This window comes from Candidatus Ruminimicrobiellum ovillum (genome assembly GCF_002392975.1).
Classification (GTDB): domain Bacteria; phylum Elusimicrobiota; class Endomicrobiia; order Endomicrobiales; family Endomicrobiaceae; genus Ruminimicrobiellum; species Ruminimicrobiellum ovillum.
In genome coordinates, this window is record NZ_DGIC01000009.1 from 210,961 (window position 1) to 231,974 (window position 21,014).

20 protein-coding genes, 1 tRNA gene and 1 pseudogene are annotated in these 21,014 nt (G+C 30.5%); 2 read left to right on the top strand and 20 right to left on the bottom strand.

Annotated features, from left to right (window positions below; translation table 11 throughout):
* Positions 1 to 60 precede the first annotated feature (60 nt).
* The 10 genes from B2Y85_RS03860 to B2Y85_RS03905 form a co-directional block, all read right to left on the bottom strand.
* Positions 61 to 1,245, bottom strand: coding sequence for a nucleotide sugar dehydrogenase (locus tag B2Y85_RS03860; protein ID WP_372519159.1), 1,185 nt, complete (start codon positions 1,243 to 1,245; stop codon positions 61 to 63).
* Positions 1,246 to 1,330: 85 nt separating this feature from the next.
* Complete coding sequence (locus tag B2Y85_RS03865) at positions 1,331 to 2,212, bottom strand: type II secretion system F family protein (RefSeq protein ID WP_372519160.1); 882 nt, start codon at positions 2,210 to 2,212, stop codon at positions 1,331 to 1,333.
* Positions 2,209 to 3,009: a type II secretion system F family protein gene (locus tag B2Y85_RS03870; protein ID WP_372519161.1), complete on the bottom strand. Its 801-nt coding sequence runs from the start codon at positions 3,007 to 3,009 to the stop codon at positions 2,209 to 2,211. Before B2Y85_RS03870 ends, B2Y85_RS03865 begins: the two co-directional genes overlap by 4 nt.
* Positions 3,006 to 4,898, bottom strand: coding sequence for a CpaF family protein (locus B2Y85_RS03875; RefSeq protein ID WP_372519162.1), 1,893 nt, complete (start codon positions 4,896 to 4,898; stop codon positions 3,006 to 3,008). Before B2Y85_RS03875 ends, B2Y85_RS03870 begins: the two co-directional genes overlap by 4 nt.
* Positions 4,898 to 5,731: a Flp pilus assembly protein CpaB gene (gene cpaB / locus B2Y85_RS03880; RefSeq protein WP_372519163.1), complete on the bottom strand. Its 834-nt coding sequence runs from the start codon at positions 5,729 to 5,731 to the stop codon at positions 4,898 to 4,900. The genes B2Y85_RS03875 and cpaB overlap by 1 nt, the downstream gene beginning before the upstream one ends.
* A 2-nt stretch (positions 5,732 to 5,733) precedes the next feature.
* Positions 5,734 to 5,895, bottom strand: a complete 162-nt coding sequence (locus B2Y85_RS03885; protein ID WP_372519164.1) for a hypothetical protein — start codon at positions 5,893 to 5,895, stop codon at positions 5,734 to 5,736.
* Between the two features lie 17 nt (positions 5,896 to 5,912).
* Complete coding sequence (locus B2Y85_RS03890) at positions 5,913 to 6,416, bottom strand: TadE/TadG family type IV pilus assembly protein (RefSeq protein WP_372519165.1); 504 nt, start codon at positions 6,414 to 6,416, stop codon at positions 5,913 to 5,915.
* A 3-nt stretch (positions 6,417 to 6,419) separates the two neighbouring features.
* Positions 6,420 to 7,697, bottom strand: a complete 1,278-nt coding sequence (gene serS / locus B2Y85_RS03895) for a serine--tRNA ligase (protein WP_372519166.1) — start codon at positions 7,695 to 7,697, stop codon at positions 6,420 to 6,422.
* Positions 7,698 to 7,720: 23 nt separating this feature from the next.
* Positions 7,721 to 7,794: transfer RNA gene (locus B2Y85_RS03900), tRNA-Glu, on the bottom strand.
* Between the two features lie 69 nt (positions 7,795 to 7,863).
* Entirely contained in the window at positions 7,864 to 9,399 is a 1,536-nt protein-coding gene (locus B2Y85_RS03905; RefSeq protein WP_372519167.1) for a hypothetical protein, read from the bottom strand.
* Positions 9,400 to 9,538: 139 nt separating this feature from the next.
* On the opposite strand from B2Y85_RS03905, the gene B2Y85_RS03910 reads away from it, so the two are divergent.
* Both B2Y85_RS03910 and B2Y85_RS03915 read left to right on the top strand, forming a co-directional pair.
* Entirely contained in the window at positions 9,539 to 10,480 is a 942-nt protein-coding gene (locus B2Y85_RS03910; protein ID WP_372519168.1) for a glycosyltransferase family 2 protein, read from the top strand.
* Between the two features lie 12 nt (positions 10,481 to 10,492).
* Entirely contained in the window at positions 10,493 to 11,488 is a 996-nt protein-coding gene (locus B2Y85_RS03915; RefSeq protein WP_372519169.1) for a glycosyltransferase family 2 protein, read from the top strand.
* A 3-nt stretch (positions 11,489 to 11,491) separates the two neighbouring features.
* On the opposite strand, the pseudogene B2Y85_RS03920 reads toward B2Y85_RS03915, so the two are convergent.
* The 10 genes and pseudogenes from B2Y85_RS03920 to B2Y85_RS03965 all read right to left on the bottom strand — a co-directional run.
* Positions 11,492 to 12,232, bottom strand: a pseudogene (locus B2Y85_RS03920) (glycosyltransferase family 32 protein); the annotation flags it as partial.
* Positions 12,233 to 12,273: 41 nt separating this feature from the next.
* A complete protein-coding gene (locus tag B2Y85_RS03925) occupies positions 12,274 to 14,028 on the bottom strand; it encodes an ABC transporter ATP-binding protein (RefSeq protein ID WP_372519170.1) in 1,755 nt (584 codons plus the stop codon).
* Positions 14,015 to 14,590 carry a hypothetical protein gene (locus B2Y85_RS03930; RefSeq protein WP_372519171.1) on the bottom strand — a complete coding sequence of 192 codons (576 nt, stop codon included), beginning with the start codon at positions 14,588 to 14,590 and terminating at the stop codon, positions 14,015 to 14,017. Before B2Y85_RS03930 ends, B2Y85_RS03925 begins: the two co-directional genes overlap by 14 nt.
* A 118-nt stretch (positions 14,591 to 14,708) precedes the next feature.
* Positions 14,709 to 15,626, bottom strand: a complete 918-nt coding sequence (secF, locus tag B2Y85_RS03935; protein WP_372519172.1) for a protein translocase subunit SecF — start codon at positions 15,624 to 15,626, stop codon at positions 14,709 to 14,711.
* A gap of 16 nt (positions 15,627 to 15,642) precedes the next feature.
* Entirely contained in the window at positions 15,643 to 17,067 is a 1,425-nt protein-coding gene (gene secD / locus B2Y85_RS03940; RefSeq protein ID WP_372519173.1) for a protein translocase subunit SecD, read from the bottom strand.
* Positions 17,067 to 17,753, bottom strand: coding sequence for an HD domain-containing protein (locus tag B2Y85_RS03945; protein ID WP_372519174.1), 687 nt, complete (start codon positions 17,751 to 17,753; stop codon positions 17,067 to 17,069). Before B2Y85_RS03945 ends, secD begins: the two co-directional genes overlap by 1 nt.
* Positions 17,754 to 18,140: a preprotein translocase subunit YajC gene (yajC, locus tag B2Y85_RS03950; RefSeq protein ID WP_372519175.1), complete on the bottom strand. Its 387-nt coding sequence runs from the start codon at positions 18,138 to 18,140 to the stop codon at positions 17,754 to 17,756.
* A 19-nt stretch (positions 18,141 to 18,159) separates the two neighbouring features.
* Positions 18,160 to 19,302: a tRNA guanosine(34) transglycosylase Tgt gene (gene tgt, locus B2Y85_RS03955; RefSeq protein ID WP_372519176.1), complete on the bottom strand. Its 1,143-nt coding sequence runs from the start codon at positions 19,300 to 19,302 to the stop codon at positions 18,160 to 18,162.
* Positions 19,302 to 19,976 carry a phosphohydrolase gene (locus B2Y85_RS03960; protein ID WP_372519177.1) on the bottom strand — a complete coding sequence of 225 codons (675 nt, stop codon included), beginning with the start codon at positions 19,974 to 19,976 and terminating at the stop codon, positions 19,302 to 19,304. Before B2Y85_RS03960 ends, tgt begins: the two co-directional genes overlap by 1 nt.
* An 18-nt stretch (positions 19,977 to 19,994) precedes the next feature.
* A complete protein-coding gene (locus tag B2Y85_RS03965) occupies positions 19,995 to 21,014 on the bottom strand; it encodes an FkbM family methyltransferase (protein WP_372519178.1) in 1,020 nt (339 codons plus the stop codon).

The window sequence follows — 21,014 nt, forward strand, 5'->3', positions numbered from 1 at the left end:
CACTTTAAAATTATAGAAGAATATATCAATTTTGTCAATGATTTTCATTCAAATAACAACTTAATCCCTAAAAAACAAATCTCTTGTATAAACTTTATTTTTTACATCTTCAAGCTCACTATTGTAACGATTTGCTATTATAACATCGGAAACTTGTTTAAATGTATTTATATTCTTAACAACTACCGAATTTAAAAATATCTTTTCCCTGATTGTAGGTTCATATACCACAATATCAATGTTTTTTGCTTTTAATCTTTTGATTATACCCTGAATCGAACTTTGTCTGAAATTATCGGAACCTGTTTTCATGGTTAAGCGATAAATCCCGACGGTTTTTGGCTTTTTAGAAGCAATCTGTTCGGCAATGAAATCTTTCCTTGTCTTATTGGAATCTACTATAGCGGAAATTATATTTTGCGGAACATTTTTGTAATTTGCAAGCAATTGTTTTGTATCTTTCGGTAAACAGTATCCGCCATATCCAAACGACGGATTATTGTAGTGGCTGCCTATCCTCGGATCTAAACATATACCGTCAATAATGGCTTTTGAATTAAGACCTTTAAGTTCGGCATAAGTATCAAGTTCATTAAAGAAACTTACTCTTAACGCCAAATACGTATTGGCAAACAACTTCACGGATTCAGCCTCCGTAGCAGACATAAATTGTACATTGATATTTTCTTTAATTGCCGCCTGTTTTAATAAATTTACGAACTGTTCCGCTTTACTTAGAATATTTTTGTTATTTAAATCGGTTCCTATCACTATACGGCTCGGATACAAATTATCGTAAAGAGCTTTACCCTCTCTTAAAAATTCGGGACTGAACAAAATATTATCGGTAGCAAAATTTTCTTTTGCTTTTTGTGTAAAACCTATAGGTATTGTGGATTTTATAACTATAACGGCATTCGGATTAATGTCCGTTACTTGCTTTATTACTTTTTCTACCGACGATGTATCAAAAAAGTTTTTTTTCTCATCATAATTTGTTGGCGTGGCAACAACGACAAAATCGGCATTTTTATATGCTGTTCGAGCATCGGTAGTTGCAACTAAATTTAACTCTTTGTTTGTCAAAAAATCTTCTATTTCTTTATCTTTAATGGGAGATTTTTTATTATTTATATCGTTTACTCTTTCATCAAGAATATCAACAGCAATAACTTCGTTTTTTTGAGCCAACAATACAGCAAGCGATAAACCCACATATCCTATTCCGGCAACAGTAATTTTCATTGATTTCTCCAAAATGTGTATAATTGGCGATATTATACATTAAATTTACCGATATAACAAGAATACAAGCAGTAAGAAATATCAATTAAAATAATGAGCCTGATTTAAAAAAAGATATAACAAACGGAGCAAACAACAAAATGAAAATGGTCGGCAATATCAAAATTGTCATGGGTAATAACATCTTTACGGGAGCTTCATGGGCTTTTTTTTCAGCTATTGCGACATTGTCATCGGACACTTGCCGAGCTATTTTATTCAAGCTGTCGGTAAGACCTGTTCCGGTATCCAAAGACATTGTTATCGCTTTTACAAAAGTATCTATTTGAACAATATTATATTTTTCAGACAACTCTTTAAAAGCCTGTTTTGTGTCTATTCCCAAAGACATTTTTTTAATAATATCTTTTAACTCGTTTATAAAATGTCCTTCCAAAATCGTTACTATTTTATTGATTGCTCCGTTAAAATCTATTCCGGAATAAACCATTATTGCCAATAAATTTGAAACATCCGGTATTTGTTTCACTATTTCATTAATTTTTTTATTATACTGTTCATATATCTTCAGATACGGCAATATCAAGAACAATAATCCGAAACATATCATAAATAACATATCGAAGCCGAAAACTATCACCGATATAAAACAACCTGCCAGCATTGATATAAGTTGTATAAAAACAAAATTGTATGAATTTATTTTCATATCATTAAAATCAAACACTTTTAACATACTGTCAAGTTTCGCAATATAGTCGACAAACAGTTTTATTTTAATGAGTTTTAATATCGGCTGCAACATGTTTGACATTTTCAAAATATATATTAAAAAAATATTTTTATTATCCGCACTTCCATAAAAATTTTGTTTTGCATAAAAACCCGATACAAACATACTTATTGCAAAATAAAGAATATAAAACAAAACAGTCAAAGTAATAAATGTTAATATTAAATACATCATAATTTTATGTCCGCAATTTTTTTCATCATAAAAGAACCGGATAAAATCATAATAACACAAACAAGCAATATGATATTACCTAAAACGGAAGAGAACAAGATCGATACCATTTCCGGTTCGATAAAATAAATTATAAAAATTATAAAAAACGGAATCGTGCTTATAACCATTCCTGAAAAACGCACCTGAGAAGTAAGAACATCAACTTTGTTCGCTAAATAAAGTTTTTTAGAAACGGATTGTTCTATTTTTGAAAGTATATCGGAAATTTTTATACCGGTAGAATGAGATATCTTTAAAGAATCCATAAAAAATTTATATTGTTCATTTTGAATTTTATCCGTAGAATCTTTTAAAGCTTTATCCAAACCGATACCTAACTCGACTTTCTTCAATATTTCTTTAAATTCCGATGATAACGGATCTTTTATTTGGCAAGAAACAGATTCTATTGCTTGAATTATATTCTCTCCGGACGAAACCGAATTTCTAAATAGTCTTATTGTTTCCAATATCTGTTTATCTATTTCCTTTTTATATTTTTGTTTTTTATTTTCGGTAAAAAGCCAAAAACAATAAACTCCCGCAACGGTTATTATTATTGCATATATTACATTAAGTAAAACAGATATCAAAACAAAACAAATAATAAGCAACAAAATTCTTTTTTTGCTTTGTTTTTTATTCTTATTTTTTACAAGTGCAGTGTCTTTTGATTTTAACGATAAAGCTGAATAAAAAACCAATAAACAAAAAGATATTAAAAAAAGTAATAGATATACAATGTTTAAACTCATAAGTGTTTTATGAAAATATTTTTATGATTATCATAGGTAAAAACCGAAACCAATTTATATTCGCCGTTTTCCGTTTTTTCCAACAAGGAAATTTCAGATATTTTTCTTGAACCGTCAGGATATCTTTTTATTTGAACAATAATATCCAATGCCGACACTATCATGGAAATTATAGATTTTTCCGGTAAGTCAAAACCCGCCATTAAAGACATAACAACAAGTCTGGATATCGCATCCGAACAAGAATTGGAATGAACAGTTGTCATTGAACCGCTGTGACCGGTATTCATCGCCTGTAACATATCCAATGTTTCGGCAGCTCTACACTCACCGACAATAATTCTGTCCGGCCTCATTCTTAAAGAATTTATAACAAGTTGTCTTATCGTTATTTCCGATGTTCCCTCTAAAGATTTCGGCCTTGACTCAAGTCTTACAACATGTTCCTGCTGCAATTGAAGTTCGGCGGAATCTTCAATTGTTATTATTCGTTCTTTTGAATCTATAAAAGAAGACAATATATTCAATAAGGTGGTTTTACCGGAACCTGTTCCGCCCGAGATTAAAATGTTTTTTTTATCATTAACGGCAGTTTTTAAAAAATTCAACATTTCTTCGTTTAACGAGCCGAAACTTATAAGTTCTTGTCCCGATAATTTATGCTTTGAAAATTTTCTTATTGTTAATACCGGCCCATATAAAGATATCGGGGATATAACAACATTTACTCTCGAACCGTCTTTGAGTCTTGCATCGACTATCGGAGAAGATTCATCAACATGTCTGCCGATCGGCGCAACAATTCTGCTGATAACATTTTTTAGTTTTTCAACATTCTCAAATTTAATATTCGTTTTTTCTATCTTACCTTTTTTTTCAACATATATATTATCACAACCGTTTACCATTATTTCGGTAATATTTTCATCCGTCAACAAATCTTCCAAAATTCCGAATCCCGCTATATCATTAATCAATTCTTTTATAATTTTTTCTTCGGTTTCATTATTAAGTTTTATTCCGTATTTCAAAACAAGTTCTCTAACATTTACCATGATTATGTTCGATAAAACTTTTTTATCGCTTTCATCAGAATAATCTTTCATTTTTTCAATTAAATCTTTATGTAGTTTTTCTCTTAAAAGATTATATTTATTCGAACCTGCGGCTATATCAATTACATTATTACCTTCGGTGGTGCATTGTGATATTTTCCCCATAATTTTCTTTATGCCGTCAACGAAAGCATTTTTTCCGTCATTAAACATAAAGTTTTTATCGATAACTTCTTTTTCCGTATCGGAATCAAAGTTAATAAATATTGAGTTTTGTGGAATAAAATTTTCTTCTTTTTCATCAATATTAAAATCAATATCGGTTTTTAATATTACCGGGAAAACGTTTATATCTTTGATTTTATTTATAACTATATCGGAATATATTTTTTGGTAATTTGACAGAGAAACAGGCTCTTTTTCAAGCAAACATAAAACAATATCACTCAAAGATAAGAAATCATGAAAACCTTCGCTGTTATCATAAACAACAAAAATATTACCATATATTTTCGATAAAGATTTTATTATAAAGTCCAAATTACCGTTGAGTAATGTTGTTATATTTTTCACACAAACAATATCGTTATTCGTATCGAAATATGATTTTAACATAGACACATTAAGATTCAAAGCAACATTCAATATATCATCCAAAAATTTTATATTTTTTTTACCGTAATAAGCCCAAATTATGTTGCTGTGTCGTCTTACATCAACAACAATATTTTTTTTATTATCGTAAGTATTTACGGCAGACAGTCCTCTTGCCAAAGAAGTTGCATAAACGGACTTGTTTGTTTGTAGAATGGATATTATTTTTGATTTATTCATTATTTTTGAGAATATTTATTTATTATTTCGTTTAACTCTTTTTGTCTTTTTTGCATTTCGGTATTCTGCTGTCTTACGGATTGTATTTTTGTATTTGCCGTGGCATTCTCACAAATATCATTTATCTTAACTGTTTTATTTTGTTGAATTTTATCGTCGGAAGAAGCTCTTAAAACAACTTTCAATATTCCTTTTTCCTGTGCCAAAACTATTTTTTGTGCTTCTTCCATAGAAACAGCCATCGTTACCGGAATATTTACGGAAACGGTTACTTCTTCCGCAGATTTTTTTGCAGAACCTATAATATCGTTACCGACTGCCAACACCAAAAGATTTTGAGCAACCACACACGCGGCTTCTTCAAGTCTTTGATTTTTATTTTCATATTCTATAATCGATATTAAATCAACTTTACTTCCGGAAGTAATTATTCCGTTTATTTCCTGATTATTAAAAAGTATCGTTATTGCTTTTTTGTTATCGGGTATGGTGTTTGCCAAGCCGAATCCCGATATTAACGACGATATTTTAGATGATGTTATTTGTTCCCCTTCTTCAAAAGGAACTATGGATATATATGCAGGTTTTCCGTCAACATAAAAATCTTTTATTTCCGATATATATTTAGGTTGAACATATTGTTTGGGAACAATCTTTTCCTTTATCATCGAATCCGTTATAATTTGTCCCTGTTCTATTCTTTGATTGGCAACAACAACTTTAATTTCTTCGGACATACTTTTGTTTTGCTGTCCCGTGTCGTACAAGTATAAGGTTGCAAACAATGCCGAAAACAGTGCCAATACGGCTATAAGTATAACATTTCTTTTCATATTTATTTTACATTAGCTTCAGTAGATATTTTCTGTGTTGAATCTTGAAACATACTGTTTACTTTACCGCCGAACATTTTTACACCTGCAATTACAACAATAACAACCAAAACGATTATGAGAATATATTCCACCATTCCTTGTCCTTTGTTATTTCTTAACATATTTTCCCCCGTGAAAATTATTTTCTTTTATGTATTTTATTTTTACAACCGCTGCCTGCAAGAACAGACAGTTTTGTTTTTATAATAAATTCATCCATACCTGCAATATTCATTATTTTGGGCAAATCATAAGAATAAGATATTGATACGGTTGATAACTCGTTTGACGGAACAAACAGACCTTGAACAATGTTCGAAATATTCGATAAATCCGTTATATTGTTGTAATCGATAGCATTATAATTTTTAATATCTACGGTTATATCTTTTATTTTATCCGTATCCAACCTTCTGCCTTCTATCATTTTGTTGGTCAAATAGTTTTTAATATCTTTTTTTATATCTTCACCGGACAAAGTCGTATTTGCTATCATATCCGTTCCGTATCTTGTTGCGGAAACGAGTTGTTGCCATGTTAAAAGAACTCTCGCAAACCAAACAACAGAAAATATCAAGACTATTATTACAGGAAAAATAAAAACAGCCTCTGTAAATGCCTGCCCTTTTTTGTTTTTAAGCATAAATTATTTTTTAGGTTTTATAATATCAAAACCGGTATACTTTCTTAAAACTTCGGGAATTATGACCGAACCGTCTTCTTGTTGATAGTTTTCCAAAATTGTTGCAAAAGTTCTGCCGACCGCAACTCCCGAACCGTTTAATGTATGAACAAATTCTCTCTTTTTTGTTGCAGTATTTTTATATTTGCAATTCATTCTTCTTGCCTGAAAATCTTTAAAATTAGAGCAGGAAGAGATTTCTCTGTACATACCTTCACCGCTCATCCAAGCTTCCAAATCATAAGTTTTTGTTGAGCTGAAACCTATATCTCCGCTGCACAAAGCCATTACTCTATACGGAATACCCAACAACTGCAAAACTTTTTCGGCATCGTTAGTCAAAAGTTCCAACTCTTTTGCGGAATCTTCAGGTTTAACAAATTTTACCAATTCCACCTTATTGAATTGATGATTTCTTATTAAACCTTTTGTATCTTTACCATACGAACCGGCTTCTCTTCTAAAACATGCGGAATAAGAAGCATATTTTACAGGAAGTTGCTTTTCATCCAAAACTTCATCTCTGTGTAAATTTGTAACGGAAACTTCCGCGGTAGGTATCAAATATAATTCATCGTCAGGACATCTGAACAAATCTTCTTCAAATTTCGGCAACTGTCCAGTTCCTCTCATTGAAGCTCTGTTTACCAAATAGGGAGTCATAATTTCCTGATAACCGTTTTGTTTGTGAGTATCAAGAAAAAAACTGATAATTGCTCTTTCCAAAGCACATCCTTCATTTTTCAACAACGAAAATCTCGAACCTGAAATTTTTGAAGCTCTTTCAAAGTCCAATATTCCGAGTTTTTCACCTATTTCCCAATGATGTTTCGGCTTAAAAGAAAACTTCGGAGGTTCCCCTACCACTCTTACGACAACATTATCTTTATCACTCTTTCCGACAGGAGTAGTTTCATCGGGAATATTCGGAATTCTCATTAAAAAATCTTCTATTTGATTTTCTATATTAAGTAAAAATTTTTCTTTTTCTTGTATTCTTGCTCTTAATTGTTCCAACTCTTCCAACAATTCTTTTTCGGGTTCTTTTCCTTCTCTTTTTAACTTTCCCACCGTTTCGGAATCGGTATTTCTTTTTAATCTGAACTGTTCTATCTCCGTAATTATAGATCTTCTCGTATTATCCCAATCCATCAGTTGATCTAAATTGATATCCTGATTTCTTTTTTTTAATCCTTCTTTTACAACATCAATGTTTTCTCTGAATAGTTTAATATCTAACATTTTTTCCTCTGTAAAAATTAAACCGCTGCCAACGAGATTCGAACTCGTGATCCCCGCCTTGAGAGGGCGATGTCCTAAACCGCTAGACGATGGCAGCAGTTCCATTAAGTATACTTTATAATACCTGTCGGTTATTATACAAAAAAGTTAATTAAAAATCTATGAATTATTGCTTAGACAAATATTTAAAAAATATTTTTTCTTCCGGAAATTCCGCAACAAAATTTCCGCTTCTTATGTTTCCGTACGAATCATAACTTATAATATTTTCCAAACTTTTCAACTGATCCGCACTTTCAAATACGGTTTTGTTTTCGGAAACGATTATAAATCCTCTTGAAAATTCAAATATCGGTGTCACACTGCCTAAAACCAAGCATAAACATAAAAACAAATATCTTATCTTATATTTTTTGAAGTTATACGTTCTAAACAAAAATCTCATAACGAACAACGATAATATCACAAACATCGGAATCGGTGTCCTCATACAAAAATCAACTTTTTTACCGGACATCAATATGGGACACAATAACAAAAAAATAAAAACGACATAATACATAATTGTTCCTTTATATTGTTTATATATCGGTAAAAGATAAACCATTGCTTCCAATAATATAAAATATATAAACATACATACTATCATCCAAAAAGCCCAAGGTGTATGATGATGTCCCAAACCTCCGGAAATCGTTGCCTTTGCGGTAAGATTGGAAATAAAATATAAAAATATTATCGGTGTTATAAATATTACAGCTACTGTATTTTGAACGGAAAAAGTTCTTTTTAAATAATTTAAAATTTTATTTTTTCTGTATTCCGTAAACAAATTTTTTATAAAGTATGATATCAATAATACGGAAAGACCGATAAACGGTAACGGAGCACAAAAAAAACATAACAAAGCGAGTATTCCGTAATTTTCGATATTTTTTCTATTATTATAAAACATTAGTGTTATAAGCCAAGCAGGTATCCCCTGGTTAAAAACCCAAAACAGAACCGTGGTATTTGAACTATATTGTCCTATATAAGACCACCATTCCAAATGTAAATCCTTAAAAGAAAAAGAAGTATCATAAAATACGGGTGTTAATACCCCAACTATATCCATTCCCGAAAAAAGAATAAATATAAATATTCCAAGGAAAACTTTACTGTATTTTTTTGTTTTTAAAGCAAACAATATATTAACAAAAATTAAAAAAAGTCCTATTGTACCGTAGATAAACAATAATTCGTTTCCTATAAAAAAAGATAAGTATTTGGAAAGAGGTTGAAAGAAAGATATTATTTTTATTATAAGTGCCGCCGGTAACCAAAAACCTATATAATAAACAAGTGCAACATTGATATTGTTGTAATAGACCGGCCAATTATGATTTATTAAATCTCTGAAAATTGCATTTCTCCAATGATGATCGTTACTTTGATACCAAAATCCGCCTATTCCCGAAAAATAGCACCACAGTAAAGCCGTTACGAGTACAATTATAAATACTTTTTTATTGTTTAATAAATTTTTACAATTAAACTTTTTATTTTTAAAATATCCGCAATACAAGGCATATATAAACAAAACAAATGCCACTGTCGCGATATAAGGTTTTAACCAAGTAGCCAAAAATATCAATAAAGGTAAAGAAACATAAATTATGCTTAATTGATTTAAAGTTTGTAAGTTTATTTTCAAATTCATTTTAATTTTTCATCTGTCAGAGATATTATCTTAATTTTCGTTGATTATACCATTTTAAAACATAATATAAAATATAAAAAAGTTGAAGTCGTAAGATTTTAATGATAAAATATCAAAAGTATTCTTTGCGGAGAAAATAATGAAAAAATTAATATCCGTAGTTTCAAGTGCCTTCAATGAACAAGACAATATTGAAGAGCTCTGTAACCAAATAAAACAAGCATGCGAAACTCTTAAAGACAATTATGATTACGAACAAATCATACTCGATAACGGCTCAACAGATAATACCGTTAATAAACTAAGAGAACTTGCGGCAAAAGATAAACATATAAAAGTTATAATAAACACAAGAAATTTCGGTCATATTCGTTCACCATACTACGGTATGTTGCAATCACACGGAGATATTGTTATATCTATAGCATCCGATTTACAGGAACCTCCGTCAATGATAATTGATTTTATAAAAAAATGGGAACAAGGTTACAAAGTGGTTTTAGGACAAAAATCCGCAAGCAAAGAAAATAAAATAATGTATGTAATAAGAACATGGTATTACAAATTATTAAATTTGTTCAACGATTCAGGCACAAAACTATTGGAACATTGCACGGGTTTCGGGTTATACGATAAAGAAGTTATCAATAAATTAAAATCCTTAAATGAACCTTATCCTTATCTCAGAGGACTTGTTTGCGAATTGGGATATGAATTAGTATGTATTCAGTTCTGTCAAAATAAAAGAGAAAAAGGAAAAACAAAAAACACTTTCTATACACTTTATGATATGGCAATGTTGGCGTTTACCAATTATTCGAAAGTTCCGTTAAGGATAGCTACAATGTGCGGTTTTCTATTATCGATTTTAAGCTTTTGTTTAGCGATATTTTATTTAATTTTTAAATTATTGTTTTGGTATCATTTGCCAGCAGGTATAGCACCTATTCTAATATCCGTATTTTTTTTCTTTTCCGTTCAATTGTTCTTTATAGGTATTTTAGGAGAATATCTGCATGCAATACTCACTCAAATACAAAACAGACCTCTCGTTATTGAAAAGGAAAGAATAAATTTTTAAGAGAAATTTCATATGGCTCAAGTATCAATAATCATTCCGGTATATAATGTAGAAAAATATCTTAGACAATGTCTTGATAGTGTAATTAATCAAACATTTAAAGATATCGAAATAATACTGGTTAACGATTGTTCTCAGGACAATTCTTTGCAGATTATTAAAGAATATCAACAAAGAGATTCCAGAATTATTTTATTAAATATGCCTGCAAATCAAGGAATAAGCAAAGCGAGAAACGAAGGAATGAGAATAGCAACAGGCAAATATATTGTTTTTGCGGATTCCGACGATTGGGTAAGAGATGACTATATAGAAGTTTTATTTAACGGCATAGAAAAAAACGACTGTGATGTTTTTGCCGAAGGTTTTGTATTATATCATAATAAAACTTCAAAATATATTCCTCAAAGATATTCTTTCCTTACAACAAAATGTAAAAACAATAAAGCTTTAATTCTTTTTCCAAGCATAAATTGCGGACCTTGGAGTAAAATATACAAAAAAGACTTCCTGACAAAAAACAACTTATTTTTTACTTTAAAAAGTTGTGAGGATTGTTTATTTTTTTATAAGCTCATGCTTTTAAAGCCTAAAATAATATTCAATGAAGAACCTATATATTTTTACAGAATCGGAAGAGATGAATCTTTAACGGCTTCTTTATATTTCAGAACTTATTACATAATTAAGTTGATAAAAGAAATTTATAAAACTTTAATAGAAAAAAATATTTATGAAGAATATTGTACGGTATTTCTAATATATGCTTTTACATATGTTGCTTACTGCTTAACATTCAGTTCTTTCCCGATGAAAAAGATGTCATATGCATTATTTTCCGTAAAAAAATTTTTATTTTCAAAAAAGAATAACAATGTTAACATATTAAATAAATTCATAATATTAATTTTCAAATTTTTCTTAAATCATCCTCGGTTATATAAGGCAACCGCATTTGTTTTAAAAGCAATCCGAAGATTTTTTGCAAAACTTTTGTATTCTTTTTAAATTTTATCCTATAATTTTATTCTTTATTTTCGCTATTTTTTTCGTAATCTTTTTTCCGAACACTTTTAATAAAAAGTTTTGTATTCTTACCTTAGGCGTATTCCAAGAACCGTAACAATGATGTATAGAATATGTATTTTCGGTTATTTTTGTTTTTTGTGTTCTAAAACTCTTGGCATAAAAATATTCCGAAGGAAAAATTGATAATTCGTTTATTTGTTGAAAAGAATTATTGTTAATAAATCCATACTTATTACAAAATTTTTGAAACCTGACATTAACAATAGTAATATCTTTTTTACCGTCTTGTTTTATAAAGTGTATGTTATTGTAAGAAGATAAAAATTCTTTAAATATTTCCGTATTTTTTTTACATCCCAAAATACCGAAACCTATATCTTGTTCCGTCGCAAACCCGCAAAAAGCTTCATAATGTAAAAAAGAATCTATAGGTTTTAGTATTTCATGATCTATATCCATATAGATTCCGCCGTACTCTATTAAAGCATATAATCTGGCAACATCGGACACAAAAGCATACTCTTTTGCTTTGTGAGCTTCTTTTGTATAATTACAACAATTAATATCAAAGTTGTTTTCGTTCCATTCTGTTATTTCGTAGTCGGGACAATACTTTTTCCAACTTGCAATACATTTTTTTGCAATATTCGGTAACGGTTTTTTGCCAAACCAACAATAATGAATTTTTTTAGGTATCATATTAATATTCCGTTTCTCGGAAGGAAAGAAATCTTTTTTTGTATTTTTGTCGTTTTATAACAAAATCATTTAACCTTAACTATTGTTCCTTTATCTATTTTATAAATTTCATCACATTTTTCTATGGTTGTAAGTCTATGTGCTATTACCAACATAGTAATTTTTCCGTACAGATGCTCTATAGCCTGCATAACGGCTTTTTCCGTATCGTTATCCAAAGCGGAAGTAGCTTCGTCTAAAACCAAAAGTTCCGGTTTTTTATATAAAGCTCTTGCTATACCTATTCTTTGTCTTTGTCCGCCGGACAACCTTATACCTCTTTCTCCCACCACAGTATCAAGGCCTTTAGGTAAAGAATCTATAAAATCTCTTAATTGTGCTTGTTCTATAACCGTATTTAATTGCTCTTCATTGACATTTTCATCGTCATAAAACAATATATTGTTTTTTATTGTATCATCCGTAAGATATATAAATTGCGGCACATACCCTATCTTAGAAAACCAACTTTTTTTATTTCTATGAATGTTTTTATTATCTATCAGTATAGAACCTTCGGTAGGTTCCAACAAACCTAAAATAACATCCACGATTGTTGTTTTACCTGCTCCCGTAGGACCTTCAAAACCGATAGATTTACCTTTTTTTATAACGAAAGAAATATCTTTAAAAATATATTTTTCCGTATTCGGATATTTATAAGAAATACCGTTAATATAAATATCTTTTTCCATGTTTAAATCTTTATTTTCATCTTCTTTCAAATATCCCGTAACTCTTGTATTCTTCAAATCTCTATAAACTACATTTATTGACGGCATAAAATACATTATGGCATTCAATGCAACTTGCATTCTGTTCATTGAAGGCATCAACCTGAATGCTGCCATAGCAAAAACCGCCATTTGAATTATTATCGTCGAAGCGTCAATTCCTCCGTATAACAAATATATTATAACCGAAAGAATTACGGAAACAACAAAAGATTCTATCAATAATCTTGGAAATTGTTCCAAAAAACGATAATGTTTTTGTGCGGAACAATACTTTATTGAACTATCATAATATTTATCTACAAAAAATTGTTCTTTTTGCAAAATTTTTATATCTTTAATTGCACCCAAAGATTGTTGTATCCATTTTATCATTCCACCATGATATTTCTGATTGTTTTTGGCAAAAACTTTTAATCTCGGTTTTAAAACAACAAATATACAGAAAAACAGAAAAACAAATAAAATAACCAAAACTATCGTAACAATTTTATTAATATAGAAAAGAAAACTTGTAACCAACAACAAAACAATAAATTCCGACAATAAAAAGAATACATTTGCCAAAAAATCCGAACAACGGGTCGTATCGTTTGTAACAATTCTGACCATCTCGGAAGTATTTATATTTAAATGATAAGAATAAGGCTGATTTATATAAAATTTTATCAATTGTAAAGAAATATCTTTTTGGGCATTGTATAGTATTTTGTATTGAAAATAATAGACAATCAACATATATAAATTTTTTAATATATATACCAAAATTAAAACAAATGCCAAAAAAATTAAAAAATTTGTAGTATCGCTTATATGAAACAAATTGTAAACAAAAGATAAATATTTATTTGTAACTATTATTTCGGGATTAATAACAACATTTATAAACGGTAAAATTAAAGATATTCCTATAAGTTCTAAAAATCCGGAAATAACTATCAAAACAAATAAAAAAGCAAAATTTATCTGCTGTTTTTTATTATAAATTGTTTTTAATTTTATCAGTATTTCTTTTATTTCTTTCATAACACCTTTATTTTCTGCCACGTTTTTTTAAGGGAATCCAATAATACAATCCCGACATGGAATTTTTTGGAACAAAATTTCCATCGTCGTCTAAAGACAAATTTATTTTATCTGCCGGCAGGAAATTTATAATTTCTTGATTATATTGTTTAGGTAATTCTATACTTCGCGATAATTCACAATTTTCATCAATTGCTTCCGCAGCTAACAGTTTTTGAACAAAGTTCCTTGCCTGATCTAAAGCATCCGCTGAAATTGCAGATACTATTTGAATACCGTATTCGCCAAAAAGTTCTTTATTTTTATTATATTCTTCCTCTAAAACATTTCCTATAGTCAAAATATACGGGCTTACGGCTATCCATTTTTCGGGAGCTTGAAACTCAACGGGAAAAATCATTGCCTCTTTTGAAAAAGTATCATAAACTACTGCCGGTTTTATGACTTTTTCACAAACAAAACAAGACTTTTGAACAGCTTCTTCAACTTCTATCGGCAAATCTTCCGTATTAAGAAGTTTTCTTATAATTCTTGATATTTCCCTTGTTCGTATACTGATTTTAAAATTCTTTATCTTTCTCATGATGAAAAACCTTATTATAATTCCATAAAAATTTTAGCTGAGAAATTTTCGGTATTATATTGAATATTTTTAACCTAAAACCCCTCAGCTAATATTATTTTAAACTATACATCAAAACTTATTTCTTCCCCATATTCTTTTTAAATCTGTCTCTCTTTCTTTTTTCCCATTCATAAGTTAAAGGACCGCATACAAACACACTGGAGAAAAATCCTATTATGTTTCCTATAAATAATGCTAAACCGAAATCACTTATAACTTCTCCGCCCATAAACAATATAATTATGGATACAAATGCAACAGTTAACGATGTAATAACACTTCTGCCTAAAACACCGTTGATACTTATATTTATTGTTGTTGCAAAAGTTTCTTTTGCTATGAGTCTTAAATTTTCTCTGATTCTGTCGAATACAACAATTGTATTGTTAATAGAATAACCGACGATGGTTAAAAGTGCTGCAACCAAAGTCAAATCTATTTGTTTATCCATAGCTACCATTAAACCGAATGTGATAAATGTATCGTGAATCAAAGCAAGAACTCCGACAACACCCCACAATGCGGATTTAAATCTGAAAGCAACATAAACGATAATACCTATAAATACAAAACTGAAAGCATACATTGCTTGTTTTGTTAAATGTTTACCTACAGCCGGGCCTACATATTCAACTCTATCTGTTGTTATTTGAGAATCCGAATATTTGGATTGCAATACGGATAATATGTTTTTTGCCATTTCATCTTGAGATTGATTTGTTTTTTTAACCCTTATTATTACTCCGTTTTTACCTGTTGATTGCAACTCAAAGTTTAACCCTTCCTGTGAAGCCAAACCTTGTCTTATAACATCCATTTGAATTTCTTTATCAAATGAAAATTGCATCAAAATACCGCCACTGAAATCTATACCATAGTTAGGTCCTTTAATTGCTACGGCACAAATACCAACAAGTATTAATATTATCGATATCGTAAATGCTACATATCTTTTACCTATAAAATCTATCTTAGGTGTCTTAAAAAATTGCACGGTATGCCTCCAATTATTATAATTTTATTTTATTTATAAAACTTTCTTTAAACAAGAAATCATATATCAATTTTGTAACAACAATAGCCGTAAACATACTGATGCACAAACCTATCGTTAATGTAACGGCAAAACCTTTTATAGGTCCCGTTCCGAATTGGAACAAGAATACTGCAGCTATTAATGTAGTTACGTTTGAATCGAATATCGTAACAAAAGCTTTATCGTATCCGGCATCAACCGCAACTCGTGCCGTTTTACCGATATTCAACTCTTCTCTTATTCTTTCCAATATAAGAACATTAGCATCAACCGCCATAGCAAGTGTCAAAGCAATACCTGCAATACCCGGCAATGTTAATGTGAATTGGAAATAAGACATTATTCCCATAAGAATAAAGAAATTTAATAATAAAGCTATATCTGCAATTAAGCCTGAAAAACCGTAATATATAAGCATAAATAAAAGAACAATTCCAACACCAATCAATGCAGATGAAAAACCTTTCTTAATAGAATCATCTCCAAGGCTTGGCCCAACAGTTCTTTCTTCTATTATTTTAACGGGAGCAGGTAAAGCACCGGCTCTTAAAACGGTAGCCAATAATTTTGCATCATCGGCATTGAAGTTTCCTTCAATTATAGCTCTTCCGTCCGGAATTCTTGACCTTATAACAGGAGCGGACTGAACTATACCGTCAAGCACGATAGCTAAATTTCTGTCTATATTTGCACCGGTAACATCTGCAAATATTTTTCCGCCGTCTTTGTTAAACTCTAATGATACGTGAGGATAACCGAATCCGCCCGTAGCAAGTTCAACTTTTGCATTAACCAAATATGCACCGGTAAGAGATGCTTCTTTCAATAAATATACTCTGCTGTCTTCTTTGCTGTCTGCAATGAAGTATCCTTCCGGAATTAAAGCTTTTATTTCTTCATCGTTTAAAGCTTCTTCAGCTTTAGACAAATCTTTTTCTCTCATTTTATCTTGAATTTTATTTAATGCATCGTTATCGGTACTAACCAAACAAAATTCCAACAATGCCGTTTTACCGATAAGTTCTTTTGCTCTTGCCGGATCTTTTATACCCGGAAGCTGAACTACTATCCATCTGTCACCTTGTTTTGCAATTAAAGGTTCCGCAACACCGAACTGGTCTATTCTGTTTCTTATAACTTCCACTGCTCTGTCAACCGCATCTTTTACACTGACCGTTTCATCCAACTTAGAAGCATCCACTTCCAATAAAAGATGTGTACCACCTCTCAAATCAAGACCTAAATTTAATGTCTTGCCGATAATAGGATCTTTTGATTTTTCTGCTTGTGCTTTTTCATCGTCACTCATTCTGTACCATTCAAAGGTAGGAAATAAAAAATACCCTGAAAGAATGATTAACAACGCTGTAACTACTGTTCTGAAACCAAGTTTGTTCATTAAAGTAATTTCCTCTCATTTATTATTAATTCAAACTTACAATCCAAAAATTTTGCAGCTCTTCTACACATATCCATTCTGGACATAAATATTTCAAAGTACTCAATAACCTGAGCAACTTTTGTATCTATATTCAAATTTAAAGATATTATTTTTTTTTCTTTATTTACTTTTAAAAAAGATCTGTCAACGGCAAAATTTACTCTGTCGTGTATATCAGCCGCAATAATATTTTTGTTTCTTACTCTTGTTTTGTGAACATCCGATTTATCCGCAATTATAAGTGCCGCCGCCACAGGATTTACGGGATCTCCGATTTCTTCTTCATGATTCCCGACAGCCGAAACTATCAAAGAAACTTCATCAGGAGTACATCCCATTTGTTTTAATATATGCATTGCCATTAATGCGGCAGACTGACCATGATCTTGTCTGTTAATAACATTACCTATATCATGAACATATCCCGCAATTGCGGCAAGTTCCTGTAACCTTTTCGGATAATCCAACGACGCCAAAATACTTTCCGCAACCGAAGACACCAAACTTACATGCCTGTAACCATGCTCGGTATAGCCAATTGCTCCCAAATAATCATTTGCTGCTTGAATAAAACTGTTTACGGTTTCATTAGCCTTAACATCTTCAAGCATTACATTTGAAAATTTAAGTTCTGTCGTATTCATTTACTTTTTAACAACTTCCGGTGTAACCGGTTTATTATTATCTAAAACACTTACTATTGCAGATTTAGCAATTTTTACTCTAACGCCATGAGAAATTTCAGCTTCAACATCTTGTTCTTTTACAGCAATAACTCTTGCATATATTCCGCCGGAAGTAAGTATTGTATCGTCTTTTTTTATTGCATTTATTTGTCTTTCAAGTTCTTTTCTTTGTTTTTGTTGAGGTCTTATTAAAAACAAATAGAAAAAAACAAAAATTATTAATAACGGCATCAAACCGCCGAAAGCACCGCCGGGTGTTGCCGCAGGTGCCGCTGCCGCACCATCAGCATAAATATTTTGAGATAAAAATAAAACAGATAACAACAAAAATTTAATTTTTGACATCTTAATATACTCCGTATTTTCAGCTGTTGGATTTTTTATTTGAATAATATTTTCTGAAGAAATCCTGTTTAGTTTCCAAAAAAGTATCTTCCACCAAAGCTTTTCTAATTTTACCCGTTAATTTTAACATAAAATTAATATTATGTAAAGATAACAAAGTAAGTGCCAATATCTCTTGCGAACGGAACAAATGGTTCAAATATGCCTTAGTATACCCTTTACAAGTTTGGCAATCGCATTCAGGGTCCAACGGTTCGAATTTATCTTTATATTCACCGTTTTTTATATTTATCTTACCGTAAGTCGTAAATGCCTGACCGTTTCTTCCGTTTCTTGTAGGAATTACACAATCAAACATATCTATTCCTCTTTCTATTCCATCCCAAATATCTTCGGGCATTCCTACACCCATAAGATACCTTGCCTTGTTTTCCGGTAAAAAAGGAACCGTGTTTTCTATAACATCCAACATTTCTTCTTTTGATTCACCTACCGATACACCGCCTATAGCATAACCTACAAAATCTATGTCTTGCATTCTTAAAGCACTTTCTTTTCTTAAATCTTTATATACCGAACCTTGAACTATACCGAACAATGCCTGTGTATTACATGCATCATCCTTATAAAATTCCGTTTTACATCTTTTTGCCCAATTCAAACTCATAAGCATGGAGTTTTTCGCATACTCATAAGTTGAAGGATACGGAGTACATTCGTCAAAACACATTATAATATCGGCACCTATGGTTTTTTGTATTTGCATTGATATTTCCGGTGATATAAAATGTTTTGAACCGTCTATATGCGATTTAAATTCAGCACCTTCTTCTTTTATTTTTCTGAAATCGTTAAGTGAAAATATTTGGAACCCGCCCGAATCGGTAAGCATAGGTCTGTTCCAAGAATTGAATTTTTGTATACCGCCGGCTTTTTTAATTATATCAAGTCCGGGCCTTAAATATATATGATACGAATTTGCAAGTATTATTTGTGCTTTTGATTGTATTAATTGTTCCGTGGAAACGGATTTTACGGAGCCTTGTGTGCCTACCGGCATAAATACAGGAGTATCTATTATACCACGTGTCGTGTATAATTTGCCGAGTCTTGCATTACACTGACTTGATTTTTTCAATAATTGAAATGAACCGCACTCCATTATAAGAACCTGTCCCCGTTGATATATAAAGAAAAGTCGCAATTTAAAACACTGCAAGCTTTACTGCAATATACAGTTCTTTGTGTAAAAATTTCAAAATATTCCATTATGGAACATATTTTTGTGTCAATATCCATATTTAATGAAATTTCTTTTTTATCTTTATTTACTTCCAATTTTGTATTATTACATGCGGCTATAACTTTAGAATGGAAATCCGTAAACTTTCTTTCTTCGTTTCTTAATCTTTTATATCTTACATCTGTTTTATCACCCAAAACAACAGCAGCCGCAATTTCCGTTGGAGGTGTCATATTTTTATCTTCATGGCTACCTATTGCCCCGAAAATTTCAAATATATCGCTGTTATATCTTTCTTCGGCAATATCCATTTTACTTAAAATATGCATTGCTATAATAGAACCGCTTTGTGCATGATCTGTTCTCCCTACAAGATTACCTATATCGTGCAAAAAACCTGCAATTTTTGCAAGTTCCTGTATTCTTGCGGTGTAACCGAGTTGTCTCAAAACATCCGCTGCTCTTTCCGCGGTAAACATAGCATGAGATAAACCATGCTCTTTATATCCGATACTTTCAAAATAGCTGTCGGCATATCTCAAGTATGTTAAAAGTTCTTCATTATTTTTAATATCTTCAAAATTCAATAACATTTTTATATTATAGCAAATTTATTTTGCATAAATAACAGTATCCGTAAAACCTAAAGTATAATTAGCAAAATAAAATTTATACCCTAAATTTAATTCATTTAAAAATTTCGGTATTTCGTAATAATCTTCGTATTTATGGTATGCCGCTATTGCAAGTTTCGGTTTATACTTTTTTAATGTATTTACCGCACCTTGCAAGGCTTTCAGTTCACAACCTTCTATATCCATTTTAATAAAATCTGTTTTTTCTATCTTTTTACCTTCAACAAAATCATCAATACATATTGTTTTATATTGTTGCAAATTATTTTTGTTTTCCGTTAATGTTGTAATATCGGCACAAGCATGATTTAAATATAAAATTTTGTTTGATTTGTTATATACAGGTTGTTCGGTTAAAATAATGTTGTCGGCAAGTTCTTTATTATGAGAAAAATTTTCTTTAAGTATATTCAAATTATCATCAAAAAATTCAAATGTAAAAATTTTACCATCATTACCGGCAATCGACGAAAATATTAATGAAGTATCCCCCCAACAACCGCCGGCATCTATAACAAAATCTCCATTTTCAACTTTACAATCTTTATAAGAATATTGTTTATGGATTATAAGTTTATCGAGCAAAGCTCTTGCCCCGTAAACTTTTATATCGTATCCGAGTTTTGACAAATTATAAAATTTTAATTTTCTTGTAACGGATTGTAATTGTCTGATAGAATTATCTGCCAATAAACTATCAAAAATATCTCGTGAATGAATATATCTTTCTTTTTCTTGTTCGGTTACATATACGGGGCCCAAAAGTTTTGAAACTATCATCTTTAAGTACAATTGTTTTTCTTTTTCATCTTCCAACAAGTTATAAAAATATTCCAAACTGTTGTAATTATTTTTGAACCACCCGTAATAATCTATACATTTTTCCTTTACAAATTCATCGGTTATTTTCTTTTGAAAATTTTGTATATCTTCAAAAGAAAAAACTTGTTGTTTGTTTAGTTCAATAAAAAGTTTATCGGAAAAATTTTTATTCAT

Coding starts and splice junctions, on each gene's coding strand:
- B2Y85_RS03860 (WP_372519159.1), bottom strand. CDS start 1,245: ATGAAAATTACTGTTGCCGGAATAGGATATGTGGGTTTATCGCTTGCT.
- B2Y85_RS03865 (WP_372519160.1), bottom strand. CDS start 2,212: ATGATGTATTTAATATTAACATTTATTACTTTGACTGTTTTGTTTTAT.
- B2Y85_RS03870 (WP_372519161.1), bottom strand. CDS start 3,009: ATGAGTTTAAACATTGTATATCTATTACTTTTTTTAATATCTTTTTGT.
- B2Y85_RS03875 (WP_372519162.1), bottom strand. CDS start 4,898: ATGAATAAATCAAAAATAATATCCATTCTACAAACAAACAAGTCCGTT.
- cpaB (WP_372519163.1), bottom strand. CDS start 5,731: ATGAAAAGAAATGTTATACTTATAGCCGTATTGGCACTGTTTTCGGCA.
- B2Y85_RS03885 (WP_372519164.1), bottom strand. CDS start 5,895: ATGTTAAGAAATAACAAAGGACAAGGAATGGTGGAATATATTCTCATA.
- B2Y85_RS03890 (WP_372519165.1), bottom strand. CDS start 6,416: ATGCTTAAAAACAAAAAAGGGCAGGCATTTACAGAGGCTGTTTTTATT.
- serS (WP_372519166.1), bottom strand. CDS start 7,697: ATGTTAGATATTAAACTATTCAGAGAAAACATTGATGTTGTAAAAGAA.
- B2Y85_RS03905 (WP_372519167.1), bottom strand. CDS start 9,399: ATGAATTTGAAAATAAACTTACAAACTTTAAATCAATTAAGCATAATT.
- B2Y85_RS03910 (WP_372519168.1), top strand. CDS start 9,539: ATGAAAAAATTAATATCCGTAGTTTCAAGTGCCTTCAATGAACAAGAC.
- B2Y85_RS03915 (WP_372519169.1), top strand. CDS start 10,493: ATGGCTCAAGTATCAATAATCATTCCGGTATATAATGTAGAAAAATAT.
- B2Y85_RS03930 (WP_372519171.1), bottom strand. CDS start 14,590: ATGAGAAAGATAAAGAATTTTAAAATCAGTATACGAACAAGGGAAATA.
- secD (WP_372519173.1), bottom strand. CDS start 17,067: ATGAACAAACTTGGTTTCAGAACAGTAGTTACAGCGTTGTTAATCATT.
- B2Y85_RS03945 (WP_372519174.1), bottom strand. CDS start 17,753: ATGAATACGACAGAACTTAAATTTTCAAATGTAATGCTTGAAGATGTT.
- yajC (WP_372519175.1), bottom strand. CDS start 18,140: ATGTCAAAAATTAAATTTTTGTTGTTATCTGTTTTATTTTTATCTCAA.
- tgt (WP_372519176.1), bottom strand. CDS start 19,302: ATGGAGTGCGGTTCATTTCAATTATTGAAAAAATCAAGTCAGTGTAAT.
- B2Y85_RS03960 (WP_372519177.1), bottom strand. CDS start 19,976: ATGTTATTGAATTTTGAAGATATTAAAAATAATGAAGAACTTTTAACA.
- B2Y85_RS03965 (WP_372519178.1), bottom strand. CDS start 21,014: ATGAATAAAAATTTTTCCGATAAACTTTTTATTGAACTAAACAAACAA.